General features: G+C 72.0%; 20 protein-coding genes and 2 pseudogenes. 14 read left to right on the top strand and 8 right to left on the bottom strand.

The features are described from left to right. Positions 1–11: 11 nt before the first annotated feature. Genes WJ438_RS02615 through WJ438_RS02600 form a run of 4 tightly spaced genes read left to right on the top strand, consistent with a single transcriptional unit; the run spans position 12 to position 2,647 of the window. Positions 12–422, top strand: coding sequence for a roadblock/LC7 domain-containing protein (locus tag WJ438_RS02615; RefSeq protein WP_406723783.1), 411 nt, complete (start codon positions 12–14; stop codon positions 420–422). Then, positions 419–790 carry a DUF742 domain-containing protein gene (locus WJ438_RS02610; protein ID WP_406723782.1) on the top strand — a complete coding sequence of 124 codons (372 nt, stop codon included), beginning with the start codon at positions 419–421 and terminating at the stop codon, positions 788–790. The genes WJ438_RS02615 and WJ438_RS02610 overlap by 4 nt, the downstream gene beginning before the upstream one ends. Continuing rightward, positions 771–1,376, top strand: coding sequence for a GTP-binding protein (locus WJ438_RS02605; RefSeq protein ID WP_406723781.1), 606 nt, complete (start codon positions 771–773; stop codon positions 1,374–1,376). The genes WJ438_RS02610 and WJ438_RS02605 overlap by 20 nt, the downstream gene beginning before the upstream one ends. Then, entirely contained in the window at positions 1,373–2,647 is a 1,275-nt protein-coding gene (locus WJ438_RS02600) for a cytochrome P450 (RefSeq protein ID WP_406723780.1), read from the top strand. The genes WJ438_RS02605 and WJ438_RS02600 overlap by 4 nt, the downstream gene beginning before the upstream one ends. Before the next feature lie 90 nt (positions 2,648–2,737). On the opposite strand, the gene WJ438_RS02595 is transcribed toward WJ438_RS02600, so the two are convergent. Further along, positions 2,738–3,769, bottom strand: coding sequence for a 7-epi-alpha-eudesmol synthase (locus tag WJ438_RS02595; protein WP_406723779.1), 1,032 nt, complete (start codon positions 3,767–3,769; stop codon positions 2,738–2,740). A 327-nt stretch (positions 3,770–4,096) separates the two neighbouring features. On the opposite strand from WJ438_RS02595, the gene WJ438_RS02590 reads away from it, so the two are divergent. After that, a complete protein-coding gene (locus tag WJ438_RS02590; RefSeq protein ID WP_406723778.1) occupies positions 4,097–4,489 on the top strand; it encodes a VOC family protein in 393 nt (130 codons plus the stop codon). 135 nt (positions 4,490–4,624) lie between these two features. Here the strand turns inward: WJ438_RS02590 and WJ438_RS02585 are convergent, their stop codons facing one another. After that, positions 4,625–4,930, bottom strand: coding sequence for a DUF4235 domain-containing protein (locus WJ438_RS02585; protein ID WP_406723777.1), 306 nt, complete (start codon positions 4,928–4,930; stop codon positions 4,625–4,627). A 316-nt stretch (positions 4,931–5,246) separates the two neighbouring features. Here WJ438_RS02585 and WJ438_RS02580 point away from each other — a divergent pair. After that, a pseudogene (locus WJ438_RS02580) lies at positions 5,247–5,743 on the top strand (flavoprotein). A 403-nt stretch (positions 5,744–6,146) separates the two neighbouring features. Beyond that, positions 6,147–8,060 (top strand): ricin-type beta-trefoil lectin domain protein, encoded by a 1,914-nt coding sequence (locus WJ438_RS02575; RefSeq protein ID WP_406723776.1) that lies wholly within the window; start codon positions 6,147–6,149, stop codon positions 8,058–8,060. Here the strand turns inward: WJ438_RS02575 and WJ438_RS02570 are convergent. Then, complete coding sequence (locus WJ438_RS02570; protein WP_406729569.1) at positions 8,029–8,691, bottom strand: DUF4232 domain-containing protein; 663 nt, start codon at positions 8,689–8,691, stop codon at positions 8,029–8,031. The genes WJ438_RS02575 and WJ438_RS02570 overlap by 32 nt on opposite strands. Positions 8,692–8,708: 17 nt before the next feature. Then, on the bottom strand, positions 8,709–11,123 hold the full coding sequence (locus WJ438_RS02565; RefSeq protein ID WP_406723775.1) for a SpoIIE family protein phosphatase: 2,415 nt from the start codon (positions 11,121–11,123) through the stop codon (positions 8,709–8,711). Between the two features lie 849 nt (positions 11,124–11,972). On the opposite strand from WJ438_RS02565, the gene WJ438_RS02560 reads away from it, so the two are divergent. The 6 genes and pseudogenes from WJ438_RS02560 to WJ438_RS02535 all read left to right on the top strand — a co-directional run. Then, positions 11,973–13,373, top strand: coding sequence for a glycoside hydrolase family 9 protein (locus tag WJ438_RS02560; RefSeq protein WP_406723774.1), 1,401 nt, complete (start codon positions 11,973–11,975; stop codon positions 13,371–13,373). Next, the gene (locus tag WJ438_RS02555) at positions 13,292–13,537 is read left to right on the top strand and encodes a hypothetical protein (RefSeq protein ID WP_406723773.1); all 246 of its coding nucleotides are present in this window, start codon (positions 13,292–13,294) and stop codon (positions 13,535–13,537) included. The genes WJ438_RS02560 and WJ438_RS02555 overlap by 82 nt, the downstream gene beginning before the upstream one ends. 3 nt (positions 13,538–13,540) lie before the next feature. Then, positions 13,541–13,918, top strand: a complete 378-nt coding sequence (locus WJ438_RS02550) for a toxin Doc (protein WP_406723772.1) — start codon at positions 13,541–13,543, stop codon at positions 13,916–13,918. A 341-nt stretch (positions 13,919–14,259) separates the two neighbouring features. Further along, positions 14,260–15,825 carry an RICIN domain-containing protein gene (locus WJ438_RS02545; protein ID WP_406723771.1) on the top strand — a complete coding sequence of 522 codons (1,566 nt, stop codon included), beginning with the start codon at positions 14,260–14,262 and terminating at the stop codon, positions 15,823–15,825. A 498-nt stretch (positions 15,826–16,323) separates the two neighbouring features. Continuing rightward, positions 16,324–16,758, top strand: coding sequence for a subtilase-type protease inhibitor (locus tag WJ438_RS02540; RefSeq protein ID WP_406723770.1), 435 nt, complete (start codon positions 16,324–16,326; stop codon positions 16,756–16,758). Positions 16,759–16,943: 185 nt separating this feature from the next. Then, a pseudogene (locus WJ438_RS02535) lies at positions 16,944–17,255 on the top strand (ArsR/SmtB family transcription factor); the annotation flags it as partial. 24 nt (positions 17,256–17,279) lie between these two features. Here WJ438_RS02535 and WJ438_RS02530 read toward each other — a convergent pair. From WJ438_RS02530 to WJ438_RS02515, 4 genes are all read right to left on the bottom strand, one after another. Continuing rightward, entirely contained in the window at positions 17,280–20,108 is a 2,829-nt protein-coding gene (locus WJ438_RS02530; RefSeq protein ID WP_406723769.1) for an NHLP bacteriocin export ABC transporter permease/ATPase subunit, read from the bottom strand. 1 nt (position 20,109) lies between these two features. After that, complete coding sequence (locus WJ438_RS02525; RefSeq protein ID WP_406723768.1) at positions 20,110–22,332, bottom strand: NHLP family bacteriocin export ABC transporter peptidase/permease/ATPase subunit; 2,223 nt, start codon at positions 22,330–22,332, stop codon at positions 20,110–20,112. Then, positions 22,329–23,135: an HlyD family efflux transporter periplasmic adaptor subunit gene (locus WJ438_RS02520; protein WP_406723767.1), complete on the bottom strand. Its 807-nt coding sequence runs from the start codon at positions 23,133–23,135 to the stop codon at positions 22,329–22,331. The genes WJ438_RS02525 and WJ438_RS02520 overlap by 4 nt, the downstream gene beginning before the upstream one ends. A 196-nt stretch (positions 23,136–23,331) precedes the next feature. Then, entirely contained in the window at positions 23,332–23,547 is a 216-nt protein-coding gene (locus tag WJ438_RS02515) for a type A2 lantipeptide (protein WP_406723766.1), read from the bottom strand. A gap of 639 nt (positions 23,548–24,186) precedes the next feature. Here WJ438_RS02515 and WJ438_RS02510 point away from each other — a divergent pair. Continuing rightward, positions 24,187–25,560 (top strand): S1 family peptidase, encoded by a 1,374-nt coding sequence (locus tag WJ438_RS02510; RefSeq protein ID WP_406723765.1) that lies wholly within the window; start codon positions 24,187–24,189, stop codon positions 25,558–25,560. The last annotated feature ends 12 nt before the right edge of the window (positions 25,561–25,572 follow it).

Here is a 25,572-nt window from a genome sequence, read left to right as displayed (position 1 = left end):
GACCACACCCCATGACGCAACAGGGAAACGACGTGAGCTGGGCGCTCCGCGATCTCGTCGAAAGCATCCAGGAGATCCGCTTCGCCCTCGTGGCCTCCAGCGACGGCAAGGCCATCACCTCCTTCGGGGCGGACGACCCCGACGACGTGGACCGCTTCGCGGCCGTGGTGGCCGGCCTGCAGGCGCTGGCCCAGCCGGTCGCCGAACAGTTCCCCTCCTACGCGGGGCAGCTGCGGCTGGCGGTGATCGAGGTCGACGGCGGCCACCTCTTCGTGGTCCGCGCCGGCGTGGAGACCTACCTCGGCGTCCTCGCCCGCGAGGGCCTCGACCAGGGTCTGCTCGGGCACCAGATGAGAGACCTCGCCCGCAGAATGGGAGAGCTCCTCGGCACCACTCCGCGCCTGGAGGAGCACTCTGGATGAGTGCTCCCCGCCGACCGTCGGACCCGTCCGGTCTCGAGCGTTACTACGTCCTCACCGGAGGACGCAGCGGACCGGGCGGTTCGGCATCGAGTCTCGACGTGGCGACCCTCGTCGTCTCCCGCTCGGCCCCCGTCCCGGGGATGCAGCATGAGCACGAGGAGATCGTCCGGCACTGCCGCGATCCGCTCTCGGTCGCCGAACTCGGCGCCCACCTCGGACTGCCGTTCAACATTCTCGCCGTGCTGCTGTCGGACCTGCTGGACGAAGGCCACGTCGAAGCCCGTGACCCCATGCCGGCACACGACGCCGGACGCGGGACCGACCTCGCGCTCCTTGAGGAGGTACTCAGTGGACTTGAAAGGCTTTGAGCAAGCCGGTCGGCATACGGCCGGGGACACCCGCTCGGTGAAGGTGATGATCGCCGGTGGCTTCGGTACCGGAAAGACCACGATGGTCCGGTCGGTCAGCGACATCAAGCCGCTCACCACCGAGGAGACCCTCACCCAGGCCGGCGCCGCCGTCGACCACCTCATCGGTGTCGCCGACAAGACGGAGACCACCGTCAGTCTGGACTTCGGCAAGATCACCATCAACGACAGCCTGGTCCTGTACCTGTTCGGCACGCCCGGCCAGGAGCGGTTCTGGTTCCTGTGGAACGGGCTGTTCAAGGGCGCGCTCGGCGCGGTCGTCCTGGTCGACACCCGACGGCTGGCCTCCAGCTTCCGGGCGATCGAGGAGATGGAACGGCAGAAGGTGTCCTTCGTCATCGCCCTCAACGTCTTCCCCGACTCCAAGGACTACCCGGTGGACGAGATCCGGGACGCCCTGGACATCCCCGAACACATCCCGGTCGTGGCCTTCGACGCGCGGGACCGGGCCGCCAGCCGCGACGTGCTCGTCACCCTCATCCATCACCTGCGGGAACGCTCGGCCGTGGCCGTGGAGTCCCGATGAACGACCCGACCAAGAACGCCCCCGACGCGGCCCGCGGCTGCCCCGTCGCCCCACTGCCGGCCGGGCCGGTCCGACACCACGGCGCGGACCTCGCCCGGCTGTACGGGCCGGACGTGGCCGGCGATCCGGCCGGCGTCCACGAGCGGCTGCACAAGGAACACGGGTCGGTCGCGCCGGTGCTCCTGGAGGGCGACGTGCAGGCCTGGCTGGTGCTCGGCTACCGGGACAACCGCCGGGTGCTCGACAACCCCCGCCAGTTCACCCGGGACGCCCGGATCTGGCGGGACCGGCGCGACGGGCGCGTCGCGGACACCTCACCGTTGGTCCCGATGCTCGGCTGGCGCCCCGACTGCGTCTCCCAGGACGGTGAGCCGCACCGCAGGCTGCGTGGAGCCGTCACCGACGGACTCCAGGCCGCGGCCGGCCGCGGTGTCCGACGGCACGCCACGCACTTCGCGAACAAGGAGATCGACGCCTTCGCGGATCTGGGCGGCGCCGATCTGGTGAGCGACTACGCCGACTACCTGCCGATGCTGGTGCTCACCCGCGTCCTGGGGCTGCCCGAGGCGGAGGGGCGCGACCTGGTCGAGTCCTGCGCCCAGGTCCTCAAGGGCGGCGAGGACGCCGTCACGCACGACAGCCGCATCCAGGAGATCCTCGGGGCGCTCGTCGTCCGCAAGCGGTCCGAACCCGGCAGCGACCTCACCACCGCTCTGCTGGCACACCACGCCGGGCTCGACGAGGAGGAGGTGGTCAGCCATCTGCGGCTGGTGCTGATCGCCGGTCACACCACCACCAGCAACCTGCTGGCCCGGGTGCTCCAACTGGTCCTCACCGACACCGCACGGCTCTCCGGACTGATCAGCGGCCGGCTGAACATCTCCGCGGTCGTCGAGGAGGTCATGTGGAACAGCCCGCCGCTGGCCGTTCTGCCGGGCCGGTTCGCCACCAGCGACCTGGAACTCGGCGGCCACCGCGTCCGTGAGGGCGACCTGCTGGTCCTGGGCCTCGCGGCGGGCAACCAGGACCCCGAGATCCGCCCGGACGCCGGGGTGTCCGTGCAGGGCAACCAGTCGCACCTGGCGTTCAGCGGCGGACCGCACGAGTGCCCGGGCCGGAACATCGGCTTGGCCGTCATCGAGATCGCCGTGGACGTCCTGCTGCACCGGCTGCGGGACCTGCGCCTGGCGGTGCCGCCGGGGGAGTTGTCCTCGACCGCATCCACCTGGGAGACCCGGCTGGACCGCCTGCCCGTCGAGTTCAGCGTCTGACGTCGGCGACGCCGCAACCGCCGACCGGGCCGGCCACCGTGATCGGCTGTGCTGCGCGGCCCCGCCACGGGGCCGCGCAGCACAGCCGTCTCACACGGTCAACAGGTCGTCGACCGAGCCGCGGCCCGCCTGTTCGGCCGTGGCCACCGCTCCCTCCTTCGCCGCCGCGTAGCGGCCGCTGGTCAGGGCCCACTCGTAGTTGCCCTCGATCCAGTGCTGAATGGCTTGTACACCCTTGTCCACCCGGTCGCGTTCCTCCGTGTCGAGCCCCAGCTCGTCGCACATGCCGGGCACCCGCGACTCGAGGGTGAGGTACTCGTCCAGGCAGGCGGTCGTCATGCGGTACGCCTCGGCGGCGGCCTCCTCCCAGGAGCAGCCGCGCTCCCGGTGCAGTACGGCGATCAGGTTGTGGCCGTCGCCGCGGCGCCGCTCCCGCTCGAAGGAGTGGATGTCGTTCATGAACCCGATGGTGTCCGCGGCCAGATCACGCATCCGCTCCATCAGCGGATGCGCCATCGCCCGCGCCGGCACCTCGAAGCCGCGGCTGCGCTCACCGACGTCGATGCTGTGGTGGATGCCGACGGTACGGCGCCGGAACACGGTGTACTCGTCCAGGCCGAGCGTCCCGGTCAGCCCGCGGGCCGCCAGGTCGACCTCCTCGCAGTGGGCCACCAGGAACCGTCCCCAGGACGCCGCGAACCGGGTCTGCCAAGTCAGGGACATGCCATCCGAGAGGCGTTCCCAGACCTGGGCCCAGGCCATCGTGATCGGGCAGGCCACCCGAGGAGTGCTTCCCGCCGGCCGCAGCGGGGTGACGATGAGCTCCCGCGCCACGTCCGCTATCAGGTCCGCGCGGTCCGGTCGGTCGGAGTCGAACTGGTCGTCGAAGAGGAAGGCCAGGGAGAACCAGTTCATCAGAACGACCATGTCCTCGGCCGAGGCGTACGGATAGGTACGGGCGGCGGCCTGCGGCAGGTCCCAGGACCGGTACTCGTCGAATCCGGCCCGGCTGCGGACCAGGCCCCTCTCCCACACCCAGCGCAGATGGCGCGCGCGGGCGTATTCCAGATGCTCGCTGACGGGGGTGTTGAAGGGGAGATCGAACCGGACGTCCTGAGGCATGTGCTTCCTTTCGGGAGACGGAACGCAGAGTCCCCCAGCCCTGCGGTCGGGCCGTCGTGGCGACCGCCCACACACTTGAACTCGGCTTCACGGAAAGAAGGTTGAACCGGGAAGCGGTACGAAGCTGCCCAGATCCCAAATGATCTACACCGGACGTCCCTCGTGATGTCTGCTACCTGGCAGGCCACTTGAGGTGAGTGCCGTCTCAAACGCCCCAGGACTCAACGGACTTGGTGCAGATTGAAACCGCCGAGCCGGGACAGGCTCCAGATACAGGCCGGGGTGCCGCCCCGAGCCCGGACGGACCCGGATCCTGTGGAGGAAGACATGGCACTGGTACATGCCGGAGTGGTGGTGCTCGACTGCGCCGAGCCGGAGAGACTCGCCGAGTTCTACCGGGAGTTGCTGGAGGCCGAGGTGGCGGACGCCAACGCCAACCGGGTGGAGATCCGGGCCGCCGACGGCTTCCGGCTGGCGCTGCGCCGCGACGTCAACACCACCGCCCCGAGCTGGCCGCGCCCCGAGAACTCGCTCCAGGCGCACCTGGAGTTCGTGGTCGAGGACCTGGATGCCACGGAACGGCTGATCGTCGGCCTCGGCGGCCGTCCGGTGGAGACGAAGGACGTCACCGGCCCCCTGGAGGAACGCGGCTACGCCGACCCGGCCGGGCACTCCTTCACCCTGCGCCGCGGGGTGCCGCTGGGGCCGAAACAGGGCTGACGGACGCCCCTGCGGTCCCCGTCCCGGAGCCCGGGACGGGGACCGCAGGGGCGGGCCGCGCCGCGTGGCGACGGGTCCGGACGGCGGTGGGCAGGGGCTGGGCACGGGGCGAGGGAGCGGGAGAAGGGCGCCGCGTCAGTCACGTCCGCGCTTGTCCGGAGCCTGCCAGGTGCCCGTCGAGCGCTCGATGGCCTTGGCACCCGCGCGGTCCACGGCACTGCGTACGGCCGCGAAGATGGCGCCCTGGATCGCGGCGGCCAGCAGGATCTCGCCCCAGCGGCGGTCCCGGTCCAGCGCGTCGGGCGCGTTGTCCTCGTGCCGGATCACCTTCCACGTCTTCTGGAAGGCGAGCCCCGCCAGGGTGCCGCTCGTCCAGCCCAGCGCGAACCCGATGGGCTTGTACACCAGGGGCAGCTTCTTCTTCTTGGTCTTCTTCGCCACGTGGGTCTCCCAGGTCGGTTCCGGCGTTCAAGAGTTCCTGTGACCACGTTCCCCGTTTTGCGCCGTCGGCACGGCTCCACCGGACCCGACCGGGTGCCCCCAGGAACGCGAGAGGCACGGGAGGCAGGGTGGAGGACCCCGCCACGACGGGGGAACGCGGCAGGGCCCGACGCACGGGTGCCCGTCGACCGGGCCGTCATGCACACCGGAGCGAAGAAAACTTCGGGGCTCCAGGTGCGGAGCGGCCCGAAGGCCGTACGGTCTCGGAGGACCGGACGAGTGCGGGTGGGCCGGACGAGTGACCAGGGCTTCGGGGATGACCGAACAGCCCGTGAAACCCTTGCTCTACGTCGTCTGCGCCGCCGGTGTCGCCGCGGACGTCAGCAAGCTGATCACCACCGCGCAGGAGCGGGACTGGGAGGCCGGTGTCGTCGCGAGACCGGTCGCCATGAACGGGTTCTTCGACGCCGCCGCGGTCCAGGCGCAGACCGGTCGGCCGATCATTCCCCGAGCTCTCGACTCCGTTCGAGCAGGGGAGACCCCAATCGCCTGGCACACCCCGGCGAACCGCGCCCCTTCCCGGCACCCGACGCGGTGGTGGCCGCGCCCGCCACCTTCAACACCGTCAACAAACGGGCGGCCGGAATCGCCGACACGCTCGCTCTGGGCACCCTGTGCGAGGCCGCGGGCCTGGTCGTGCCTGTCGCCGTCCTGCCCAGCGTCGGCAACCCGTACGCGGGGGAGACGGCACCGGACGGCGGGCGGCCGGAGCTCCACTGGGAACGGGCTCTGGACCTCGTACGGCGGGGCTGACCGGGACCGGCTTCGCCGCGCCGACCCGCTCGCTTTTCCGGGCGCCCCTTTCCGGACACCGGACGCCGAACCGGGTGATCAGGCGCGTGAAATCAAGTACCTCGAATCTCATTGACAGTATGTCAAAATATGTTGGCCGGAAGAGAAATGCGCGAAACCGCGGAGTCCCTTGTTCCTCCTCGTTGACCTGTGCAAAAGTGGGTCGTACCGGCGCGCGGACAATATTTTCTGCCCTGGCGTGCACGTGGCCGCTCCCGCAGGCCACCCAGCTCCAAAAGAGCTGTTCCGGACGGGGGTTCGAGATGTCGAATCCCGTACGGACGGGCTTCCGTCGTATCGTCGGCGAGGCTGCGGGCCCGCTGGTACGGACTTTATTCCGCGCATCCTCGAGAGGATTGCATCCGTGAAGGACACCGGTCTGTCGCATTCCCGGGTTCCGGCCCACTCATCCGATGCGACGGACGAGCAGCTGGCCGCCGAGCTGCGGAAGTGGACGGGTGCCACACCGGTGCTGCACCCCGTCGGTGAACTGCTCGACCGGCACTGGGAGTCGGTCTTCCGCTACGCCCGGCTGTGCACCGAGGGCCCGCGGTCCGCCGGGATGCTCGCCACCGCCGCGTTCACCCGGCTCTTCGGCGAGACCCTCAAGCACAACGGGCCGGGTTCCGCATGGCGGCCCCAACTCCTGGCCACCGTCCGCAGGATCGCCGCCGAGTGGATCGACGACCACCGGCGCGACATGCTCCATCCCGACCTCACCGCCGAGTCCGGTGACGGCCAGCGGCAGGCCGCCCGGCTGCTGCCATTGTCCGAACGACGCCTGCTGGCAGGGGCGTTCCAGCGTCTGCCGCAGTCGGCGCGCTGCCTGCTGTGGCACGTGGAGGTCGAGTCCGAACCGCTCCACATCCCTGCCGGACTGCTCGCGCTGGACGAGGAGGGTGCCCGCATCGAACTGCGCCGCGCCCAGGACCGCTTGCGTGACGAAGTCCTCCAACTCCACGCTGAACTCGCCCCCGACCAGGAGTGCCGACGCTATCTCCGCCTGCTCGAGGTGACCTACCGGCGAGCGGGCACCGAACTCGACCCGGACCTGCGCGCACACCTGGACAACTGCAGCCACTGCCGGCACGCCGCGGACCAACTCGCCTGCTTCACCACCGGACTCGGCACGGCCCTGGCGGAGGCGGTCCTCGGCTGGAGCGCACGGGAGTACGCGGAGAGCCGGGCACGGGCGGCCGACACCACCGACGAGCCGACGGACGGGTCCACGGACGGCTCGGCGGCCGAGGAACGACTGTCACCCGGGGGCGTCGTCGGCACGGCCTTCCCCGGCCCCGCAGACGGACCCCCGGGCACGACGGGCGAGTCGTTCACCAACCCGGCACCGATCCCGCCCATGCCCACCGAGGCACCCCGCACCGCCCCCACCGCGCCCCCGGTCCCGAGCACCGCCCGCACTCCCGCCGAGCACCCGGCCCCTCGCCGCGCTTCCCGCTCCGGGCGGCGTGCGGCACCCCGCACCGGTCCTCGCGGTGCCGTGCTCCGCGCCGGTTCCCGCGTCGCCCGGAAGGCCGCCCGCCGGGCCGCCCGCCGGGCCGCCCGCCGGCGCAACCTCGCCGTGGGCATCCTCACGGTCAGCGGACTGATCGTCCTACCGCTGGTGCTGTGGACCTCGGGCGGCTCCGACGGCACCTCCGCGCGGGGCGACGGCCGCCCCTCCGAAACCCCCGGTGCCGAGGAGGGCACCCCGTCGCCCAGCGACCCCTCGGGGTTCGGCTCCGGCGAGGCGGCGAAGGGTGCCCTGCGCGGCCGGCTGCACAACACCGCCTCCGGCCTGTGCGTCGGCGTGGTCGGCGACCGTGCCGTCGCGGGAGCCGAGACCGAGCTCACCGCCTGCTCGGCGGGCGAGGTCCAGCAGTGGACGTACGAGACGGACGGGCTGCTGCGCAACGCCGCGGAACCGGACCTGTGCCTCGACTCCCGCCTCGGTTACTCGGTGCGGCTGGCCCGGTGCACGGGCCCGGCGCGGGGGAACGCCGACAGCGCGCGCTACGACTTCACCGTGCAGAGCACTTTGGTGCCCCGCTCCGGTCAGGGCCTGGGGCTGGCACCGGCCGCGACCGACGGCTCGGGTGCCCTCGTCCTCAAGACCCGCAATGATTCGGACACCCAGCGCTGGGCGATCCACACCTCGGAGCCCGACCCGCAGCGGAAGGTCGTCGACCGGGGCGCCGACGAACCGCGACGGTGCGTGCGTCCGCCGCGGGCGGACGCACGCACCCGCGTCAGGGCCCGGTGCCCTCGCTCAGTACCGTGACGAACACCGCGGCCGAGTCACCGGCGACGGGCACGGCGCCGGCCGTCCACGGCACCTTCAGGGAGTTCCGCTCGTCCGGCGGGGTCACCAGCAGCGCCGCAGGGGTGGCCGTGCGCGCCCCGCTGATGCCGGGCGCGGAGTACCGCAGCCCCGCCCACGCGCTCTCGCCGGGCTCCAGTGCGACGCGCACGGCGTCACCGGGGGAGCGCTTCGGGTCAGGGCCGAGCTGCTTGCCGGACGCGTCCACGAAGGCGGCGCCGGGATAGCCGTACAGGGTGCAGGCGCGGGGGGAGACGTTGGTCAGTACGACGGGGAAGTTGCGCTGACCCGCGCCCGGGTCCACGCCGCCGACCCGTGCGCGCAACTCGGAGGTGTGGCAGCGGGCCGTGGCACGGTCTGCCGTCCTCCCGGAGGTGCCGGAGGCGGTGACGGCGGACGCGGCGGCGGCGTCGCTCGGGACGGCGCTCTCGGCGGACGCGGCACCGGCGTCCGAGGCTCTCACGGCGTCGGAGGCCGCAGTGCCGGTGCCGGTGCCGGTTCCGCAGGACGCCACCGCGCCGAGCGCGGCCAGCGCGCTCGCGAGCACAGCCGCCCGACGTCCGGCCGCCCGACGCACGGAGGTCCCACCCATGATGGTTCGGAAAGCGCTCACAGCTCCTCCTGCTCCAGTAGTCCCAGTTCGGCCCAGATGGTCTTGCCCTCGGCGGTGTGTCTGCTGCCCCACCGCTGGGTGAGCTGGGCGACCAGGAGCAACCCCCGCCCGCCCTCGTCCCAGGTCTTGGCGCGCCGCAGGTGCGGGGCGGTGTGGCTGGTGTCGGACACCTCGCAGATCAGCGTCGACGCGTCGCAGATGAGCCGGAGCCGGATGGGCGGGGCGCCGTAGCGGATCGCGTTGGTGACCAGCTCGCTCACCACCAGCTCGGCGGTGAACGACGCCTCGGTCAGGGACCAGATGCCCAGCTGGTCGAGGACCTGTTTGCGGATCGACGCGACCAGCGCCGGATCGGCCGGGATGTCCCAGGTGGCGACCTGGGAGGACGGCAGCCCGCGGGTACGGGTCAGCAGCAGGGCCGCGTCCTCCGTCCTGCTGCCCGGACCGAGCAGGGTGTACAGGACACGGTCGCAGGCCTCGTCGAGCGATCCCGAGGCCGCGTTCGACAGGGCGTCGGTGAGCATGAGCCCGCCGATTTCCGTGTCGCCCTCCGGTCGTTCGGTCAGCCCGTCGGTGTAGAAAGCCAGCACGGAGCCCTCGGACAACTCCAGCTCCACGGACTCGAAGGGCAGACCGCCCAGGCCCAGCGGCGGTCCGGACGGCAGGCCGAGCTCGCGGGCCTGCCCGTCCGGCGGGACCAGGACGGGCGGCGGATGCCCCGCCCGCGCCAGGGTGCAGCGCCGTGACACCGGGTCGTACACCGCGTACAGGCAGGTCGCGCCGACCTCGCCCTGACCGCTGTCGGCGGTCTCGCCACGGCCGCCGTCGACGCCCGACTCGTGGGCGAGGTGCAGGACCAGGTCGTCGAGGTGGGTGAGGAGTTCGTCGGGGGCCAGATCGATGTCGGCGAGGGTACGGACGGCCGTACGCAGCCGGCTCATCGTCGCGGAGGCCTGGATGCCACGGCCGGCGACGTCCCCCACCACGATGGCCACCCGCATCCCGGACAGTGGGATCACGTCGAACCAATCGCCGCCCACGCCGGAGCGTGCGGCCGGCAGATACCGGGAGGCGGAGTCCACCGCGGCCGTCCGGGGCAGGCCGCGGGGGAGCAGGCTGCGCCGGAGCGTGAGGGTGGTCTCGCGTTCACGGGAGTAGCGGCGGGCGTTGTCGATGCAGACGGCGGCCCGTGCCGTGACCTCCTCGGCCAGCAGCACGTCGTCGTGGGTGAAGGACTCGGGATGCCGGAACCGGGTGAACACCGCGACGCCGAGAGTGGTACCGCGGGCCTGGAGGGGGACGGACAGTATCGAGTGGACGCCGAGCTCCCGGACCTGCCGGGCGCGGGTCTCGTCGGCCGCGAGCCACGGATTGAGATCACCCGAGGGCACCGAGGCGACGACGCTGTGACCGGCGATCAGCGAATCGGCCTGGGGCGCGGTGGCCGGGTAGGCGATCACCTCGTCCGTGTCGGCGATCGACTCGAAGCTGCCCGGGGTGTGGGACCTGTGGGCCACCCGGCGCAGCGAGATCGGCAGGGTCGGCGGAGCGGTGACGTCTGCACCCTGGTCGTTCTGCTCGAGCAGGTCGACGCTGACGAAATCGGCGAGCGCGGGCACACAGACCTCCGTCAGCTCCTGCGCCGTCCGGGTGACGTCGAGGGTGGTGCCGATACGCACACTGGCCTCGTTGACGAGCTGCAGCCGTGCCCGCGCGCTGTACTGTTCGGTGAAATCGTGGGCCGCCACGCACACACCGGCGACCCGGCCGCCGTCGTCGGTGAGGGGCGCGATCCGGGCCAGCCAGGCCTGCGCGCGGCCCACGCCGGCGCCACGTACGTGGGTCTGCATGTCGTGGCCCCGGCCGCTCCGCAGCACCTGGCGCATGTGCCGCTCCAACTCGAAGTGCCGGGATTGGCCGCCCAGCTCGGTGGGCCTGAGCCCACGCAGCTGGCGGGCCGGCAGCCCGAGGAGGGCCGCCATCGCGTCGTTGACACCGCGCAGGCGCAGGTCCCGGTCGAAGACCGCGGTGGCGCACGGGGACTGGAACATGGCTGCCCGGAGCAGCGGATCGTCGGCCGGATCGGTGTCCCCGTACCGCAGCGGTGTGACGGCCAGCCAGTCGCCGGTGCCGCCGTCCTTCCGCCGGACGCGGTGGGCGAGCACCCATACGGTGACGGTGCCGCCGTCCCGGTGCCGAAGCACGAGCGTGCCGCTCCAGCGTGTGCCGGACGGCGGTCGGGACGGGGCCGCGCCGGCGGCGAGCAGGTCGGCCGCAGGACGGCCGACCACCTCCTCGGCGCTGTGGCCCAGCAGCAGCCGGGCACCTTCGTTCCACCCTACGAGGGTGCCGTCGGCGGCGACGACGACGCGGGCCGTCACCGGATCGTCGAACGGGTCGTCCGGCCTCATCGTCGCCACTCCATCGCGCACACTCACCGTGAACTGGTGGATCGCCAGAGTTCCAGCCTAGTGCGTCAAAGGCCCACGTGGCCCGGAACCCGACCCGGCCCGGGGCCGCGAGACCGGGGCGGGAGTGGCGGGTGGACATCGGAGACGGTCGCCGGGGCCGGCTCCTCGCGGCATCCGCACCGCCGTCCGCCCGGCGTTCGTCACCAGTCCCGTCCCAGTCGTTGACGGAGTGTCACACCTGCCGCAACCATGGTCCCGTACGAGTGGAAGCGCTCCCATGGGGTGGTGCTCCCCTGCCACCCCCAGACGCAGCGCGCTCCCACGCCGTGCTGCCGCCGTGTCCTCCCCCAGAGGAGCCCGGACGTGAACAGACGCAGAACCGCTCTGCCGTCCCTCGCCGGCCTGCTGGCGAGCGCGCTCACCGCGCTGCCCGCCGCCCCGGCCGGGGCCGACGAGGCCGAGCAGGTCAGGAACGGCACCTTCGACACCACCACCGACCCGGTGGGCCTCCGCCGGGGTCACCACGGGCCTGTCCGAGGGCCGCCTGTGCGCCGACGTCCCCGGCGGCACCGCCGACCGGTGGGACGCCGCCGTCGGCCAGCACGACATCACCCTGGTGAAGGAGGAGCCGTACCGCTTCACCTTCACCGCGGCCGGCTCGCCCGCGGGCCACGTGGTCCGGGCGATCGTCGGCCTGTCGGCGGCCGTACGACACCTACTTCGAGGTGACCCCGCAGCTCGGCGTCGCCGGCGACACGTACTCCTACACCTTCACCTCACCCGTCGACACCTCCCGGGGCCAGCGCCGGCCTCCAGCTCGGCGGCAGCGCCGCCCCCTGGCGCTTCTGCATGGACGACGTCTCCCTGCTGGGCGGCGTGGCGCCCGAGCCGTACGAGCCCGGCACCGGGCCCCGGGTCCGCGTCGACCAGGTCGCCTACCTGCCAGCGGGTCCGAAGAACGCCACCCTGGTCACCGAGGCGACCGGGAAGCTGCCCTGGCAGCTGAAGGACGCCGACGGCAGGGTCGTCCGGCAGGGCACGACCGCGCCGCGCGGCGTGGACGGCTCCTCCGGGCAGAACGTCCACTCCCCCGACTTCGGCGCCCACCGTGAGCGGGGCACCGGCTACCCCCTGGTCGTGGACGGCGAGACCAGCCGGCCCTTCGACATCGACGCGGGCGCCTACGAGCGGCTGCGGCTGGACTCGGCGAAGTACTACTACACCCAGCGCAGCGGCATCGAGATCCGCGACGACCTGCGCCCCGGCTACGCCCACCCCGCCGGACACGTGGACGCGGCGCCCGACCAGGGCGACGGCGAGGTGCCCTGCCAACCGGGCGTCTGCGACCACACCCTCGACGTCACCGGCGGCTGGTACGACGCCGGCGACCACGGCGAGTACGTCGTCAACGGCGGCATCAGCACCTGGGAGGTGCTCAGCACCTACGAGCGTGCCCGGCACGCCCGCACCGGACAGGCCGACAAACTCGGCGACGGCACGCTGGACATCCCGGAGAGCGGCAACGGGGTGCCCGACATCCTCGACGAGGCCCGCTGGGGACTGGAGTTCCTGCTGAAGACGCAGGTGCCCGAGAGGGAGCCGCTGGCCGGTATGGCCCACCACGAGATCCACGACGAGCAGTGGACCGGCCTGCCGCTGCTGCCGAGCGACGACCCGCAGCGGCGCGAGCTGCATCCGCCGAGCACCGCGGCCACCCTGAACCTCGCGGCCACGGCCGCCCAGGCGGCCCGCCTGTACCGGTCCTCCGACAGGCAGTTCGCGACGCGGACACTGGCGGCCGCGCGCACGGCCTGGACGGCCGCTGGTACGCCCGTCAACTCGACCCGACGCTGCCGAACCCGCCCGCGGGAACCCTCTCCGGCGGTCCCCACTCGAGCATCCAGGACCCCTGCGCGCAGTCGGATCCAGGGCTGCGTCGGCCAGTTCTGCTTCATCGACGACATCCAGTCCTGGTCCACCGACGAGCACACCATCACCTGGAACGCCGCCCTGACCCGCATGGCCTCCTTCGTGGCCGACCAGGGGGTAGGGACCGTCCGGCGAGGCGGCACCTCCGGCCCGCTCCCGTCTCTTCTGTCGGTACCAGTTCATAACCGCCCTGAGCTGCTGATATTTACGATTGAGTACCAGAGCGGTACCGTGAGGGCATGCCTGCTCTCAATGTGGAGTTCAGTGACCGTGAACTCGAGGACCTGCGGCAGATCGCCAAGGAGCGCGGTACATCGATGAAGGCGCTCGTGCGCGAGGCGGCCGCGGCCGACATAGCGCGCCACCGGGCGCTGAAGGAGGGCGCGGAGGCGTTCCGTCGCTTCTTCGCCTCCCACGCCGACGAATTCGCCGCCGCCTTCCCGGACGACGAACCACGTGCCAAGGGCGAGGGGCGGGCCGCCTGACCGATGGGACCCGTCCTGCACATAGACGTGCCCTGGCTGCTCCAGCGGCACGAGGAGGTCCTCCCGGACCAGCCCACCATCAACGACTTCTCGGCGCTGGTCGCGGCCGTCGCCCGGCATCGCGTCGACCCGCCCCGCCTCGGCGTGGACTCGGACCCGGCCTGGCGGGCCGCCGCCCTGCTGCACACCCTCGCCCTGCTCCGGCCACTGCCGTCGGCCAATGCCCGCTTCGCCTGCGCGACGGCCGTGGCGTACATGTTCGTCAGCGGAGTCGGCATCGACCCGCCCTACGGTGCGATCGTCGACCTGGCCCGCGATCTGATGTCCGGTACGGCGGACGTCTACGCGGCGGCGGACCGACTGCGGTCCTGGCAGATCTGACACCGTCGCCCGGAATGCGAACCGGGGAAAGCGCAGGAGGAAACGCGCAGGTGGAAAGCCGGTGCGAGTGGCGCCGGCCGGGCTTTTCGTGTCGACGTTCTGTCAACGGGCGGAGGTTTCCCAAGCGCCTTGTTGGCCGTGTGCGGGTGTGCGAGAGTGAGCCACCCGCGAGGGGGGTAAAATCCGGGGTCGCACGCGCGTTGATGAACCGGGTCCGATGTCACCGTCGGTGAATTCGCATCCTCCCACGCAAAGCCGCCAAGAGGTATGGACCACTCGGGGACTTCCCTTCTAGGCGTCAGAACTTCTGTGTCACCTGCGCGTGGGAAGGAACCACCTCAGTGCCCACCCCTCACTCCCGTCGGCCACCGTATCCCCCTTCCGGCGGGGATCCGGGGGAGTCCGACGAGGCCCTCGCCACGCGGCTGCGAGGCCGTCCGGAGAACGAAGCCTCCCAGGCGGTGGCATTGTTGACGGCGCGTCACTGGCCTTCCATGCACGACTACGCGACCGTCTGCCTCGCCTCGTCGGGGCCGACGGCCGCCATGGTCACCGCGGCGGCACAGCACCGGGTCCTGGACCGGATCGCCCTCGGCGAATCGGCCGTCGCGCTGCGCCCGGTGCTGCTGGTGGCCGTGCGGGACACGGTCCGGGAATGGGCCGCCGACGACCGGACGGCGGGAGCTCTGCCCGAACTGCAGAAACCCGCGGGCGGGCGCGGCATGCGCGCGGCGAAAACGATGACGCCGGACAACCGTACGCTCGCCCAGCGTTCCTTCCGCTCCCTGCCCGCCCTCGCACGCTGCGTGCTCTGGCACGTCGAGGTCGAGGCGGAACCCCTATCGGTCCCGGCCGGTCTGCTCGGCATCGATCCCGACATCGCGTCGGGCGCGCTCGAACAGGCGCGTGACACATTCCGACAGGGCTGCGTCCACGCCCATCAGGAACTCGCGCCCATGAAGGACTGCAGGTTCTACAACCGACTCCTCGACGTACCCATCCGCCGGGGCAGGACACTGCTCCCCGACGTGCAGCAGCACCTGACGGACTGCCGCTACTGCCGGAACGCGGCCGAGCAGCTGAGCCATTTCGAGGGCGGTCTCGGCACCCTCCTCGCCGAGGCGGTCCTCGGCTGGGGTGCCCGCCGCTACCTCGACTCCCGCCCCGGCCGGGCGACGCCGGGCCCGCGCGGCGGCCGCGCCGCCCGCCGCGGACACCGGGGCGGCGGCAGCCGGCACCGCCTCCTGTCCCGGATTCCCGCGTCCGCCCGCCTCACCGGCCTGGGACTCCCGGACGCGGTGCGCTCCACCCGCACCCTGCTCACCGGCCTCGGAGCCGTCTCGGCCGGCGTGCTGGTGAGTGTGCTCATCGCAGGGTCCTCCACACCCGGCGGCGGCGGCACCGACCCGACGGGCGCCACCAGCGCGGCCGGCGGCGGAGGAGTCGTACCGACCGAGTCCCCGCCGGGCGTGGCCGGCCTGCCCACGGGGCCGGAGCAGACCCTCCTGCGCAACGTCGCCTCCGGCCTGTGCCTCGACACCCGGGGCGAGCCCCAGGACGGCGTCGGCACCCGGCTGGCGCCGTGCTCCTCGCAGTGGAGCCAGCGGTGGAGCTACGAGGACGACGGACTGCTGCGCAGCGTGGCCGACCCCGGTCTGTGCCTGGACTCGCACAAGGACGCCGGCGTCGTCGTCCTCGCCACCTGCGCCGAGGAGAACGACAGCCGGGGCGACGACGTGCGCTACGACCTGACCGCGCAGGGGGAGTTGCTGCCCCGCTGGGACGAACAGCTGGTGCTCACCCCGGCCCGCCCTGACGCGAACGCCGACATCGTCGTCAGGGTGCGGGACCGGGCCGAGGAGCAGCGCTGGGTGACCGAGCCGGTGGAGTCGGCCGAGGACTCCTGACCTGAACCGGGTGCCGGGGCGGGGTGGTCCACTGCCCCGGCGACTCCACCGCCCCCGGCACACTCCACGCCGGGCGGTCGGACGGTGCCCTCCACGAGGTCGCCGGGTCCGACCGCGGCCGGTGTGGCGTGTCCCGCCCTCTCCTCGTCGAAGCCGTCGGGCCGTCGGGCCGGCGCGGTGTCGCCCGGACCGACTGAATCATGAACACAAGCTGTCGCGGAATGGTCGGCCGACAGCGGAATCGGAATGTTTCAGGCCTATTGATGAGCGACGGAAATTCGGCCATCTGGCCACTTCGCACACACGGCCCCCTTGCGGTTGCAGGGTCCACGTTTCCGTGTTCCGTGACTTCACGCCACTGATTCAATACGCAATGTTACCGAAACCGGCATGGTCGACGTGTGTTTCCGCGGCGGACTCGGCAGACTCCCGCTCGCCGGTCCGGCACCACCGAGCACGGTCCGGCACCTCGTCGAAACGAGCGGAAGGATGCACACAATGCGGAACACCGCGCGCTGGGCCACCACCCTCGCCCTGACGGCCGCGGCCGTCTGCGCACCTCTGTCCCCGGTCGCGTCGGCCGCCCCGGGCGGCGCCCCGCCCGCGCTCTACGCCCCGTCGGCCCTCGTGCTCACCACGGGCCACGGCGAGAGCGCGGCGGCCGTCACGCCGGAACGCGCCGTCACCCTGACCTGTGCCCCCGGGACCTCGGGCACCCACCCGGCCGCGGCCGTGGCGTGCGGGGAGCTGGCCGATGCGGGCGGAGACCTGCACGCGCTGACTGCCGCGGAGGGCGTGTTCTGCACCGAGCAGTACGACCCGGTCGTGGTCACCGTCGACGGCGTGTGGCAGGGGCGGCGCGTCTCCCACGAGCGCACCTTCTCCAACGAATGCGTGATGAACGCCCACGGTTCGGGCGTCCTCGCGTTCTGAGACCGGGACCGCACGGTTCCCGTGACCGCGCGGCGGTCGGGGTACTGGGGAGTACCGACCTCCTCGCGGAGCGTGCGGTCCCGCACAAGGGGCCGGCGGGCGGAGTGGGGCCGCCCGCCGGCCCCGGCGTTTCGGGACGCTTACTCTCCTCGACGGGCATATAACTCCAGAGGCATATCGGGTGCGTGTCCAACGCCGCCCTCTGGGCCGCTCTCGCCGATCCGCACCGGCGGGCCATCGTCGCGCTGCTCCTCGAGCGGCCCCGGCCCGTGGGGGAGATCGTCCGGGCCTGCGGCCTGAGCCAGCCGAGCACCTCCAAGCATCTGAAGGTGCTCCGCGAAGCGGGCCTGGTGCGTGTCCGTCAGGACGCGCAGCGCAGGGTCTACACCCTCGACCCCGCCCCGATCGCCGCGCTCGACGCCTGGCTGGCCCCCTACCGCAGGCTGTGGAACGAGAGCCTGGACACCCTGGGCCGGCGCCTCGACGCGCCGCCGCCCGCCCCGGCGCGCCGAGGGCCGTCGTCACGCCATCTGCCGCCGCACCAGTTCGTGCAGCCGCCCGGCCGGGTCGGCGAGCAAGTGTGCCGGCGGGCCCTGCTGGACCACCTTGCCGTGCTCCATCACCACCACCCGGTCCGCGTCCAGCACCGTCGACAGCCGGTGCGCGATGACGACCCGGGTGGCCCGGAGCGCCTTGGTGCTCTCGATCACCGTGCGCTGCGTCTCGTTGTCCAGGGCGCTGGTCGCCTCGTCGAAGAAGAGGATGCGCGGCCGGCGGATCAGCGCCTGGGCGATCATCAGCCGCTGCCGCTGGCCACCGGAGACCGCGCCGCTGCCCGAGACGATGGTGTGCAGCCCCATCGGCATCCGCCGGATGTCCTCGGCGAGCCCCGCCATCTCGGCCGCCGCCATCGCCTCCTCGGGCGTGTACGGCTCGGTGCCGCAGATGACGTCCAGGAGGGAACCGGTGAACGGCTGGGCGTGCTGGAGCACCACACCGCACTGACGGCGCACCGCCGACTGGTCGAGCGCGGCCAGGTCCTGACCGTCGTACAGCACACTCCCCGACAGCGGCCGGTCGAAGCCGATGAGCAGCCGCAGCAGCGTGGACTTGCCGCAACCGCTGGGACCGACGACCGCCACGAACTCGCCCGGTCGCGCCTCGAAGGAGACGTCGTCGAGGACCAGCGGACCGTCGTCCGAGTAGCGGAAGGACACCCGCCGCGCCTCGAGCGCCCCGCTCAGCGGGCCCGGCCGGGTGCTCGCCGCCCGTACCTCGGGCGTCGCGTCCAGCACCGGCCGGATCTGCTCGAACAGCGGCAGCGCGGCCACCCCGGAGACGAACGCGCCGGTCAGCTGGGTGACCGAGGTCAGCAGCATCGTCACCGACGTGTTGAAGGTGAGGAACTCGGCCGCCGTCATCGAGCCGCGCGCCGGGCCCGCCAGCAGCATGAACATCGCCAGCGTGCACAGCGGCAGATAGACCGCGCCCAGCACCGCGGTCAGGTTCTTGATCCGGCCGGCCTTCTGCTGGAGCTCACGGCTGCGGGCGAACTCGGACGCCCACGCCCCGTACGCGTAGTTCTCCGCCGCCGCCACCCGCAGCTTCGGCAGGCCGCGCAGCGTCTGGAAGGCCTGGTTGTTCAGCTTGTTGGTGAGTACCACCAGACGTCGCTGCCACCGCACCTGCCACAGCCCGAGCCCGGTGAACACCGCGGCGATGACGACGAGCATCCCGATCGCGGCCAGCGCCATCGGCACGCTGAACCACAGCAGCAGCCCCAGGTTCATCGCGCCGACGGTGACCGACTGGGCCACCGTCGGCCCGACCCCGGCCAGCAGCCGGCGGATCGCGCTGATGCCCATGGCCGCGCTCGCCAGCTCACCGGTCGAGCGCTCGGTGAAGAACGACGTCGGCAGCCGCAGCAGCCTGTCCCACACGGCCGGCTGGAGCGTGGCCTCCACCCGGCCCTCCAGCCGCAGCAGGGTGAGGTTCTGCAGCAGCATGAAGGCGGCGGCCACCACACTGCTGAGGATCACCGCGAGACACACCTGCACGATCAGCTCGGTCTGCGCCTTCGGCACGAACTCACCGAGCACCTTGCCCGTGGCGATCGGCACCAGTGCCCCGATCGCCACCGTGACCAGACCGCTGAGCAGCAGACCCGTCAGATCGCCGCGGGTGCCCGACATGCAGAACCGCATCAGCCTGAGCGGGCTGAGCCGCCGCTCGGGCAGCGGGCGGTAGAACATCACCGCCTGCGGCTCGAACTCCGCGGCGTTCGCCTTCTCCACCGGCGTCGCACGCCCCGTGGCGGGATGCACCGCGACATATCCGCCGCGCCGCCACAGCAGCGCCACCGGCGCGCCGGACAACGCCCGGTGACCCACCAGCGGACCGACGTCGTCCCGCCACCAGCGGCCGGCCAGCCGTACGGCACGGGTGCGCAGGCGGGACGCGACGGCGATCTGCTCGACCGGATCGAGACGGTCGCCGCCGGTGCCCGACCGGGCCGGCTCGGCGAGCGCGATCCCGGCCGCCCGCGCGACCAGCCTGCAGGCCGCGTACGTGGCGTCCGCGTCGGCCGCGGTCGTTCCCTGCGCCGACCGCTTGCCGATGGCGGCGAGCAGCGTCCGGTCGGCCTGGGCGCGGGCCGCCTCGCCGGCCTTGATGCCCTCGGCGGTGCGCGTCTCGTGGGTGTGCTCCAGTTGCTCGATCCAGCGGTCCAGCGTGGTCATCAGCCGGGACTGCTGGTCGACCAGGCTCTGCCACAGCGCCGGGTCCATCAGCAGGTCCGCCGCGGCCTCGGCACCGTACAGCGAGCCGTACTGCACGCTGCCCGGCGGCACCTGCATCCAGAACACGTCGTCGTCGCTGGGCGCGGCGGCCCGCTCGGTGGCCATCGGCGCCTGGAACAGCACCGACAGACTGCGGCCCACGCCGAGGGCGAGGGCGTACTCCAGCGGGCTCGTGGTCGGCGGGACGTACTGCGGATTGCCGTACTCGTCGTACGACCAGGTCTGGGTGTCCGCCGCCTGGTACAGCTCGCGCAGGCCGATACGGTGCACCACGCAGTCCCGCAGCGGCCGGGCCACCAGGGTGTGCCGCGGTCCCGCGCCGGGGCCGAGCAGCAGCGAGCCCGCCTCCAGCCGGCCCAGATGGTGCCAGTGGCCCCGCTCCTCGGCGTCGACGGCGAACAGGTCCACCGCGCCGGCCGCGATCAGCCACAGTGTCTGCGGCCCCGCCAGATCCAGCCGGTTGAACCCGGCGCAGTCCACCCGCGTGCCCAGCGAGCCGAGCGCACCCAGCACGAGGTCGCCCCCGTACCCCTCCCGCATGGTCGTCGTCATCTCATCGCTCCCTGACCAGCGCGGCGTACGCGCCCCCGCGCGCCACCAGTTCCTCGTGCCGGCCGCGCTCCACGACCGTGCCGTGGTCGAGGACGACGATCTCGTCGCTGTCCCGGACCGTGCTCAGCCGGTGCGCGATCACCACACAGGCACAGCCGCGCCGGCGCAGGTTGTCCATCACGACCAGCTCGGTCTCGGCGTCCAGCGCGCTGGTCACCTCGTCCAGGACCAGGATGCTCGGCCGCCGCACCAGCGCCCGCGCGATCTCCAGGCGCTGGCGCTGCCCGCCGGAGAAGTTCCGGCCGTCCTGCTCGACCCGGCTGCGGATGCCGCCCGGCCGGCGCGTGATCACGTCGTACAGGGCCGCGTCCCGGAGCGCCTCCTCCACCGCCTCGTCCGGGATCGACGGGTCCCACAGCGCCACGTTGTCGCGGACGGTGCCCTCGAAGAGGAACACGTCCTGGTCGACGAAGGAGACGGACGCGGCCAGTGCCCCGCGCGGAATGTCCTCGATGCGCTGCCCGTCGATCCGGATCACGCCCTCCCACGGCGTGTACAGGCCCGAGAGCAGCCGGGACACCGTGGACTTGCCGCTGCCGGAGCCACCGACCAGCGCCACCTGCTGCCCCGGCCCGACGGTCAGGTCGAAGCCGGTCAACAGCGGCCTGTCCAGCGGGTTGTAGCCGAACGTGAGGTTCTGCAGTTCGACATGGCCGTGCAGGCGGCGCGTGGACTCCCCGGCGCCGGGGCGGCCGTAGAGCGGGTCGGCCCGGAAGTTCTCCACGTCCTTCAGCCGGGCCACGTCCGCCGCGAAGTCCTGGATCCGGCCCGCGACACCGTTGAGCCGGGTCAGCGGCGCGGTGAACCGGGTGACCAGCGCCTGGAAGGCGACCAGCAGACCGACCGAGATGTACCCCTCGACCGCCCGCATACCGCCGATCCACAGGATCAGCGCGCTGTTGAGGGTGGCGAGCGTCGGCGCGACCACGCCGAGCCAGGCACTCGGCACCCCGAGCCGCTGCTGCTCCTCCAGCGTGGTCGCGTGCTGCCCGGCCCACTTGCGGAAGTAGCCGTCCTCGCCGCCGGTCGCCTTCATCGTCTCGATGAGCTGCAGACCGGTGTACGCCGTGTTGGTGAGGCGTGCGGTGTCCGCGCGCAGTTTCGCCGTGCGGGTCGCGCGCAGCCGGATGACGATCCGCATCGCCAGGACGTTGAGCAGCGCCACGCCGATCCCGACGAAGGTGAGCTGCGGGTCGTACGTGTACAGCAGCACCGCGTACAGCACGACGACGACGGCGTCCACCCCCGCCGCCGACAGGTCCCGGGACAGCGTCTCGGCCACGGCGTCGTTGGACTGCAGGCGCTGCACCAGGTCCGCCGGGCTGCGCTGGGAGAAGAACGTCACCGGCAGCCGCAGCAGATGCCGCAGGAAGCGGGCGCTGGACAGGGTGGAGGAGACGAGCCGCCCGCGCAGCAGGTTCGCCTGCTGGAGCCAGGTCAGCACCAGGGTGAGCAGTACACAGGCGCCCATCGACGTGAACAGCACGCCCAGCATCGACGTCTGGCCGCCGATCAGGAACTCGTCGATGAAGGTACGGCTGAGTCCGGGCACCGCCGCACCTACCGCCACCAGCAGCAGACTCGACAGCACCACGGCGGGCATCGTCCCCGCCGTACCGCGCAATCGGGCCGGCATCGCACCGAGGACGCCCGGCTTGCGACCGCCCCGGGTGAAGTCCGGCCCGGGTTCCAGGGTCAGGACGACACCGGTGAAACTGCCGTCGAACTCCTCCAGCGGCACGAAACGGCGGCCCTTGCCAGGGTCGTTGATGAACACCCCGCGGCGGCCGAACCGGCGGCCCATGCCGTCGTAGACGACGTAGTGGTTGAACTCCCAGAACAGGATGGCCGGTGCCGTCACCTCGGCGAGGGCGGCCAGATCCATCTGCATGCCCTTGGCGGTCAGCCCGTAACCGCGGGCCGCCTTCAGCAGGTTGCTGGCGCGCGAGCCGTCCCTGGAGACACCGCAGGCGATTCGCAGCTCCTCCAGCGGGACATGGCGTCCGTAGTGGCCGAGCACCATCGCCAGGGAGGCGGCGCCGCACTCCACGGCCTCCATCTGGAGCACGGTGGGCGTACGGACGGTCTTCCCGCGCGCCTTGGGCACCTTGCGCTTGGGCGGGGCGGCACGGCGCCGGCCGCGGGTCTCCTGCGCGGTGGTCACGGCAGCAGCCAGTCGACGGGACGTTCGTCGGACAGCCGGATGGAGCCCGAGGCCAGGGTCATCGAGGTCAGGGGGAACGGCGGACCGTCCGCGGAGGACCACTCGTAACCGCTCTTCGTGGCGGACGACTTCTCCAGTTCGACCGTGACGGCCACCGGCCTGCCCTTCTTCGTGAACTGCTCGCCCAGCTGGCTGTCCCCGAGGAACGCGGTGATCTGCTGGGCGGACTGCGCGGAGCGGGCCACCGACTTCACCTCGCCGTGCAGCACGCCGTACTCCTGGCTCGGCACCGACTGCACGGTGAGGTCGACCGTGGCGCGCGCGGGGATACCGGCGGCGTTCTCGGCGGGGACGTACACGGTCGCGTACAGCGGGTCGTCGGCGTCGGCGACCTTCTCCACGGCGGCGACGTCCGCGCCGGTGGTGATGATCTGCCCGACGCTGGCGGCGAGTGTGGTGATCCGGCCCGCGTCCAGGGTGCGGACGACCGTGTCGCCCTGCTCGGTACGGACCTTCAGGACGGGGGAGTTCGCGGGCAGCCGCTCGCCCTGCTTCGCGAGGACCGCGGTGACCTGGCCGGCGAGAGGGCTCTGCAGGACGTAACTGCCCTGCCCGTGCGTCAGGACGGCGGGCGCGGCCACCGTGGAGGACACGGACCCGGTCACCGCCCACACGGAGGCGGCCGCCATGGCGACCACGGTCACGGAGAGGACCAGCCAGCCCTGCGGCCGGGCGAAGCGCACCGGAAGATCGAGTTCCTCGGGCGACTGGAGCTTGGCGAGGGCCTGTTGGCGGAACTGCACGGTACTTCCCTCACCTGCGTGAACTCTGCGAAGGACGGCGGGGTGCGGCTCGGCTGAGCCGGCGGGGCGGCCGGATGGCCGACCGGGGGTCATCGGGGCCTGTCGTGACGTCCCGTCTGCCGGGCGACAGGGCCTGGAGCGACGCCGAGCCCCGGAGCCGGGGGCGGCTCCGGGACTCAGCGGCACAAGGACGCGGTCAGAGACCGGCGACCAGGTTCGTGACCGGGGCGGTGTTCAGGCCGGTGACACCCTCGGCGGTGCCGACGGCCGTGTTGACCAGGCCGGAGACCGGAGCGATGCCGTCCACCGCGCCCGTGACGGCGTTCACGGCGTTCACGGACAGGCCGCCGGAGACGTTGTCGAGCTCGGCGTCGGAGATCTCGACGGTCTCGACCTGGGGGGTGGAGTTCATGAGGGAACTTCCCTTCGTGTGGGTATGTCAACAAGGGGGAGAGCGGCCCCCTCTGGGGATAGATGAAGGCCGCGACCGCGAGCGCCGGACCCCGTCGCCGGGTGCCCGAAACGGCCTTGCGGTGCGATGGATCAAAGCACGCCCCGGGGCCGGGCTTCCAATCAAACAAACCTCCCACCAGCGAACTTACGGCCTTGTGGCGCCCAAGAGTGCAGAGAAGGGCACGGCCCGGTGGCGACTTCTTCACATGGCTCACGGCATCGACCCGTCCCACTGCTTGCGCCCCTCGGGCCGGAATCCGGCACACCGGTCCCAAAGGTGTGAGGGGGGCGGCCGGAGTGTGGACGACTTCCGACTCCAGTGACCGCGCTGGGCATTCGATGTGCAGATTCACTGAAGCCAGGATTCCGCTCACCGTCCATGACGGAACGTGTGAGTCAGGTCGCGGTGCGTATCGCTCTGGAGCGCGTTCCCGTGTGGTGGGGCCGGGCGTACGAGTTGGCCGATTCCACGTCGTAAGGCGGGTGTGGGCAAAAGGATCTGAACGCCTCGCCGGACCCGTGCGTACCAACAGCCGTCCAGGCGCCGACAGCTGCCGAACGGCGGCACGACTCCGGTCCCCCCAGGAGGTCGAGAAGTTTGAGTCACAAGCGAATTCCGAAGCGCAAGGCCGCGATAGCGGTGGGTGGTGTGGTGGCGCTCGGCGCCGCCGCGATCCTGCTCCCCCACGCCAACGCGTCACAGGACGGCGCGACGGACGGCGTCGCGGCGGCGCCGAAGACCCTGAAGGCCACGGACGCCTCGGATCTCTCCACCCAGCTCGCAGGGCTCCTCGGCGACGCGTTCGCCGGCTCCTACTACGACGGTGGCAAACAGCAGCTGGTCGTCAACGTCGTGCCCGGCGACGACAACGTGATCGTGCGGGCGAAGGAGGCGGGCGCGACCGTCCGCGAGGTCGACAACAGCATGACCGAGCTGGAGGCCGGCGCGCGGACGCTGAAGACCGAGGCGACCATCCCCGGCACCTCGTGGGCCGCCGACCCACGCACCAACAAGATCCTTGTCACCGCCGACTCCACGGTGACCGGCGACAAGTGGGACAGACTGGAGTCCGCCGTGCGGAGCCTCGGCTCCGGCATGGCGACCATCAAGAAGTCCGCGGGCACGTTCAAAACGTTCGCCTCGGGCGGGGACGCGATCTTCTCGGGCGGCGCGCGCTGCTCCCTCGGCTTCAACGTCACCGCGGGCGACGGCTCGCCCGCATTCCTGACGGCCGGTCACTGCGCGGTCGCGGCCGACCAGTGGTCCGACGCGCAGAACGGCCGGCCGATCGCCACCGTCGACCAGGCGGTCTTCCCCGGTGAGGGCGACTTCGCACTCGTCCGGTACGACGACCCGGCCACCGAAGCGCCGAGCGACGTCGATGTGGGCGGCCAGACGGTCCGGATCACCGAGGCCGCGGAGGCCACCGTTGGCCAGGAGGTGTTCCGGATGGGCAGCACCACCGGGCTCGCCGACGGCCAGGTGCTCGGTCTCAACGCCACGGTGAACTACCCGGAGGGCACGGTCACCGGTCTCATCCAGGCCGATGTCTGTGCCGAACCCGGTGACAGCGGCGGCCCGATGTTCACCCAGGACGGCCTCGCGATCGGCCTGACCTCGGGCGGCAGCGGCGACTGCACCGTCGGCGGCGAGACGTTCTTCCAGCCGGTCACCACCGCCCTGGCTGCGGTCGGCGCGACCCTCGGCGAGGGCGGTGCCGGCGACCAGGCGGGCGGCGAAGAGGCCGGCGGCGGTGAGGACGCCGGTGGCGGTGGAGCCGGCGGTGAGGAAGCCGGCCAGGGAGCCGGCGACGGTGTCGGCCAGGGGCCGGCCAGGACACGGAGGACGACGGCGGTCCGACCGAGACCCACTGACCGGGACCGGCTGACCGCACCCGGGCGGAGCGCCCACGTCAGACCGACGCCCCGGGCCCCGTCACGCGACCGTGGCAGGAGCCCGGGGCGGCGGTGAGCGGCGAGCCGA

Origin of the sequence: Streptomyces sp. GD-15H, assembly GCF_045291515.1 — a bacterium.
Classification (GTDB): Bacteria; Actinomycetota; Actinomycetes; order Streptomycetales; family Streptomycetaceae; genus Streptomyces.
This window is presented reverse-complemented; position numbering and strand designations above follow the sequence as displayed.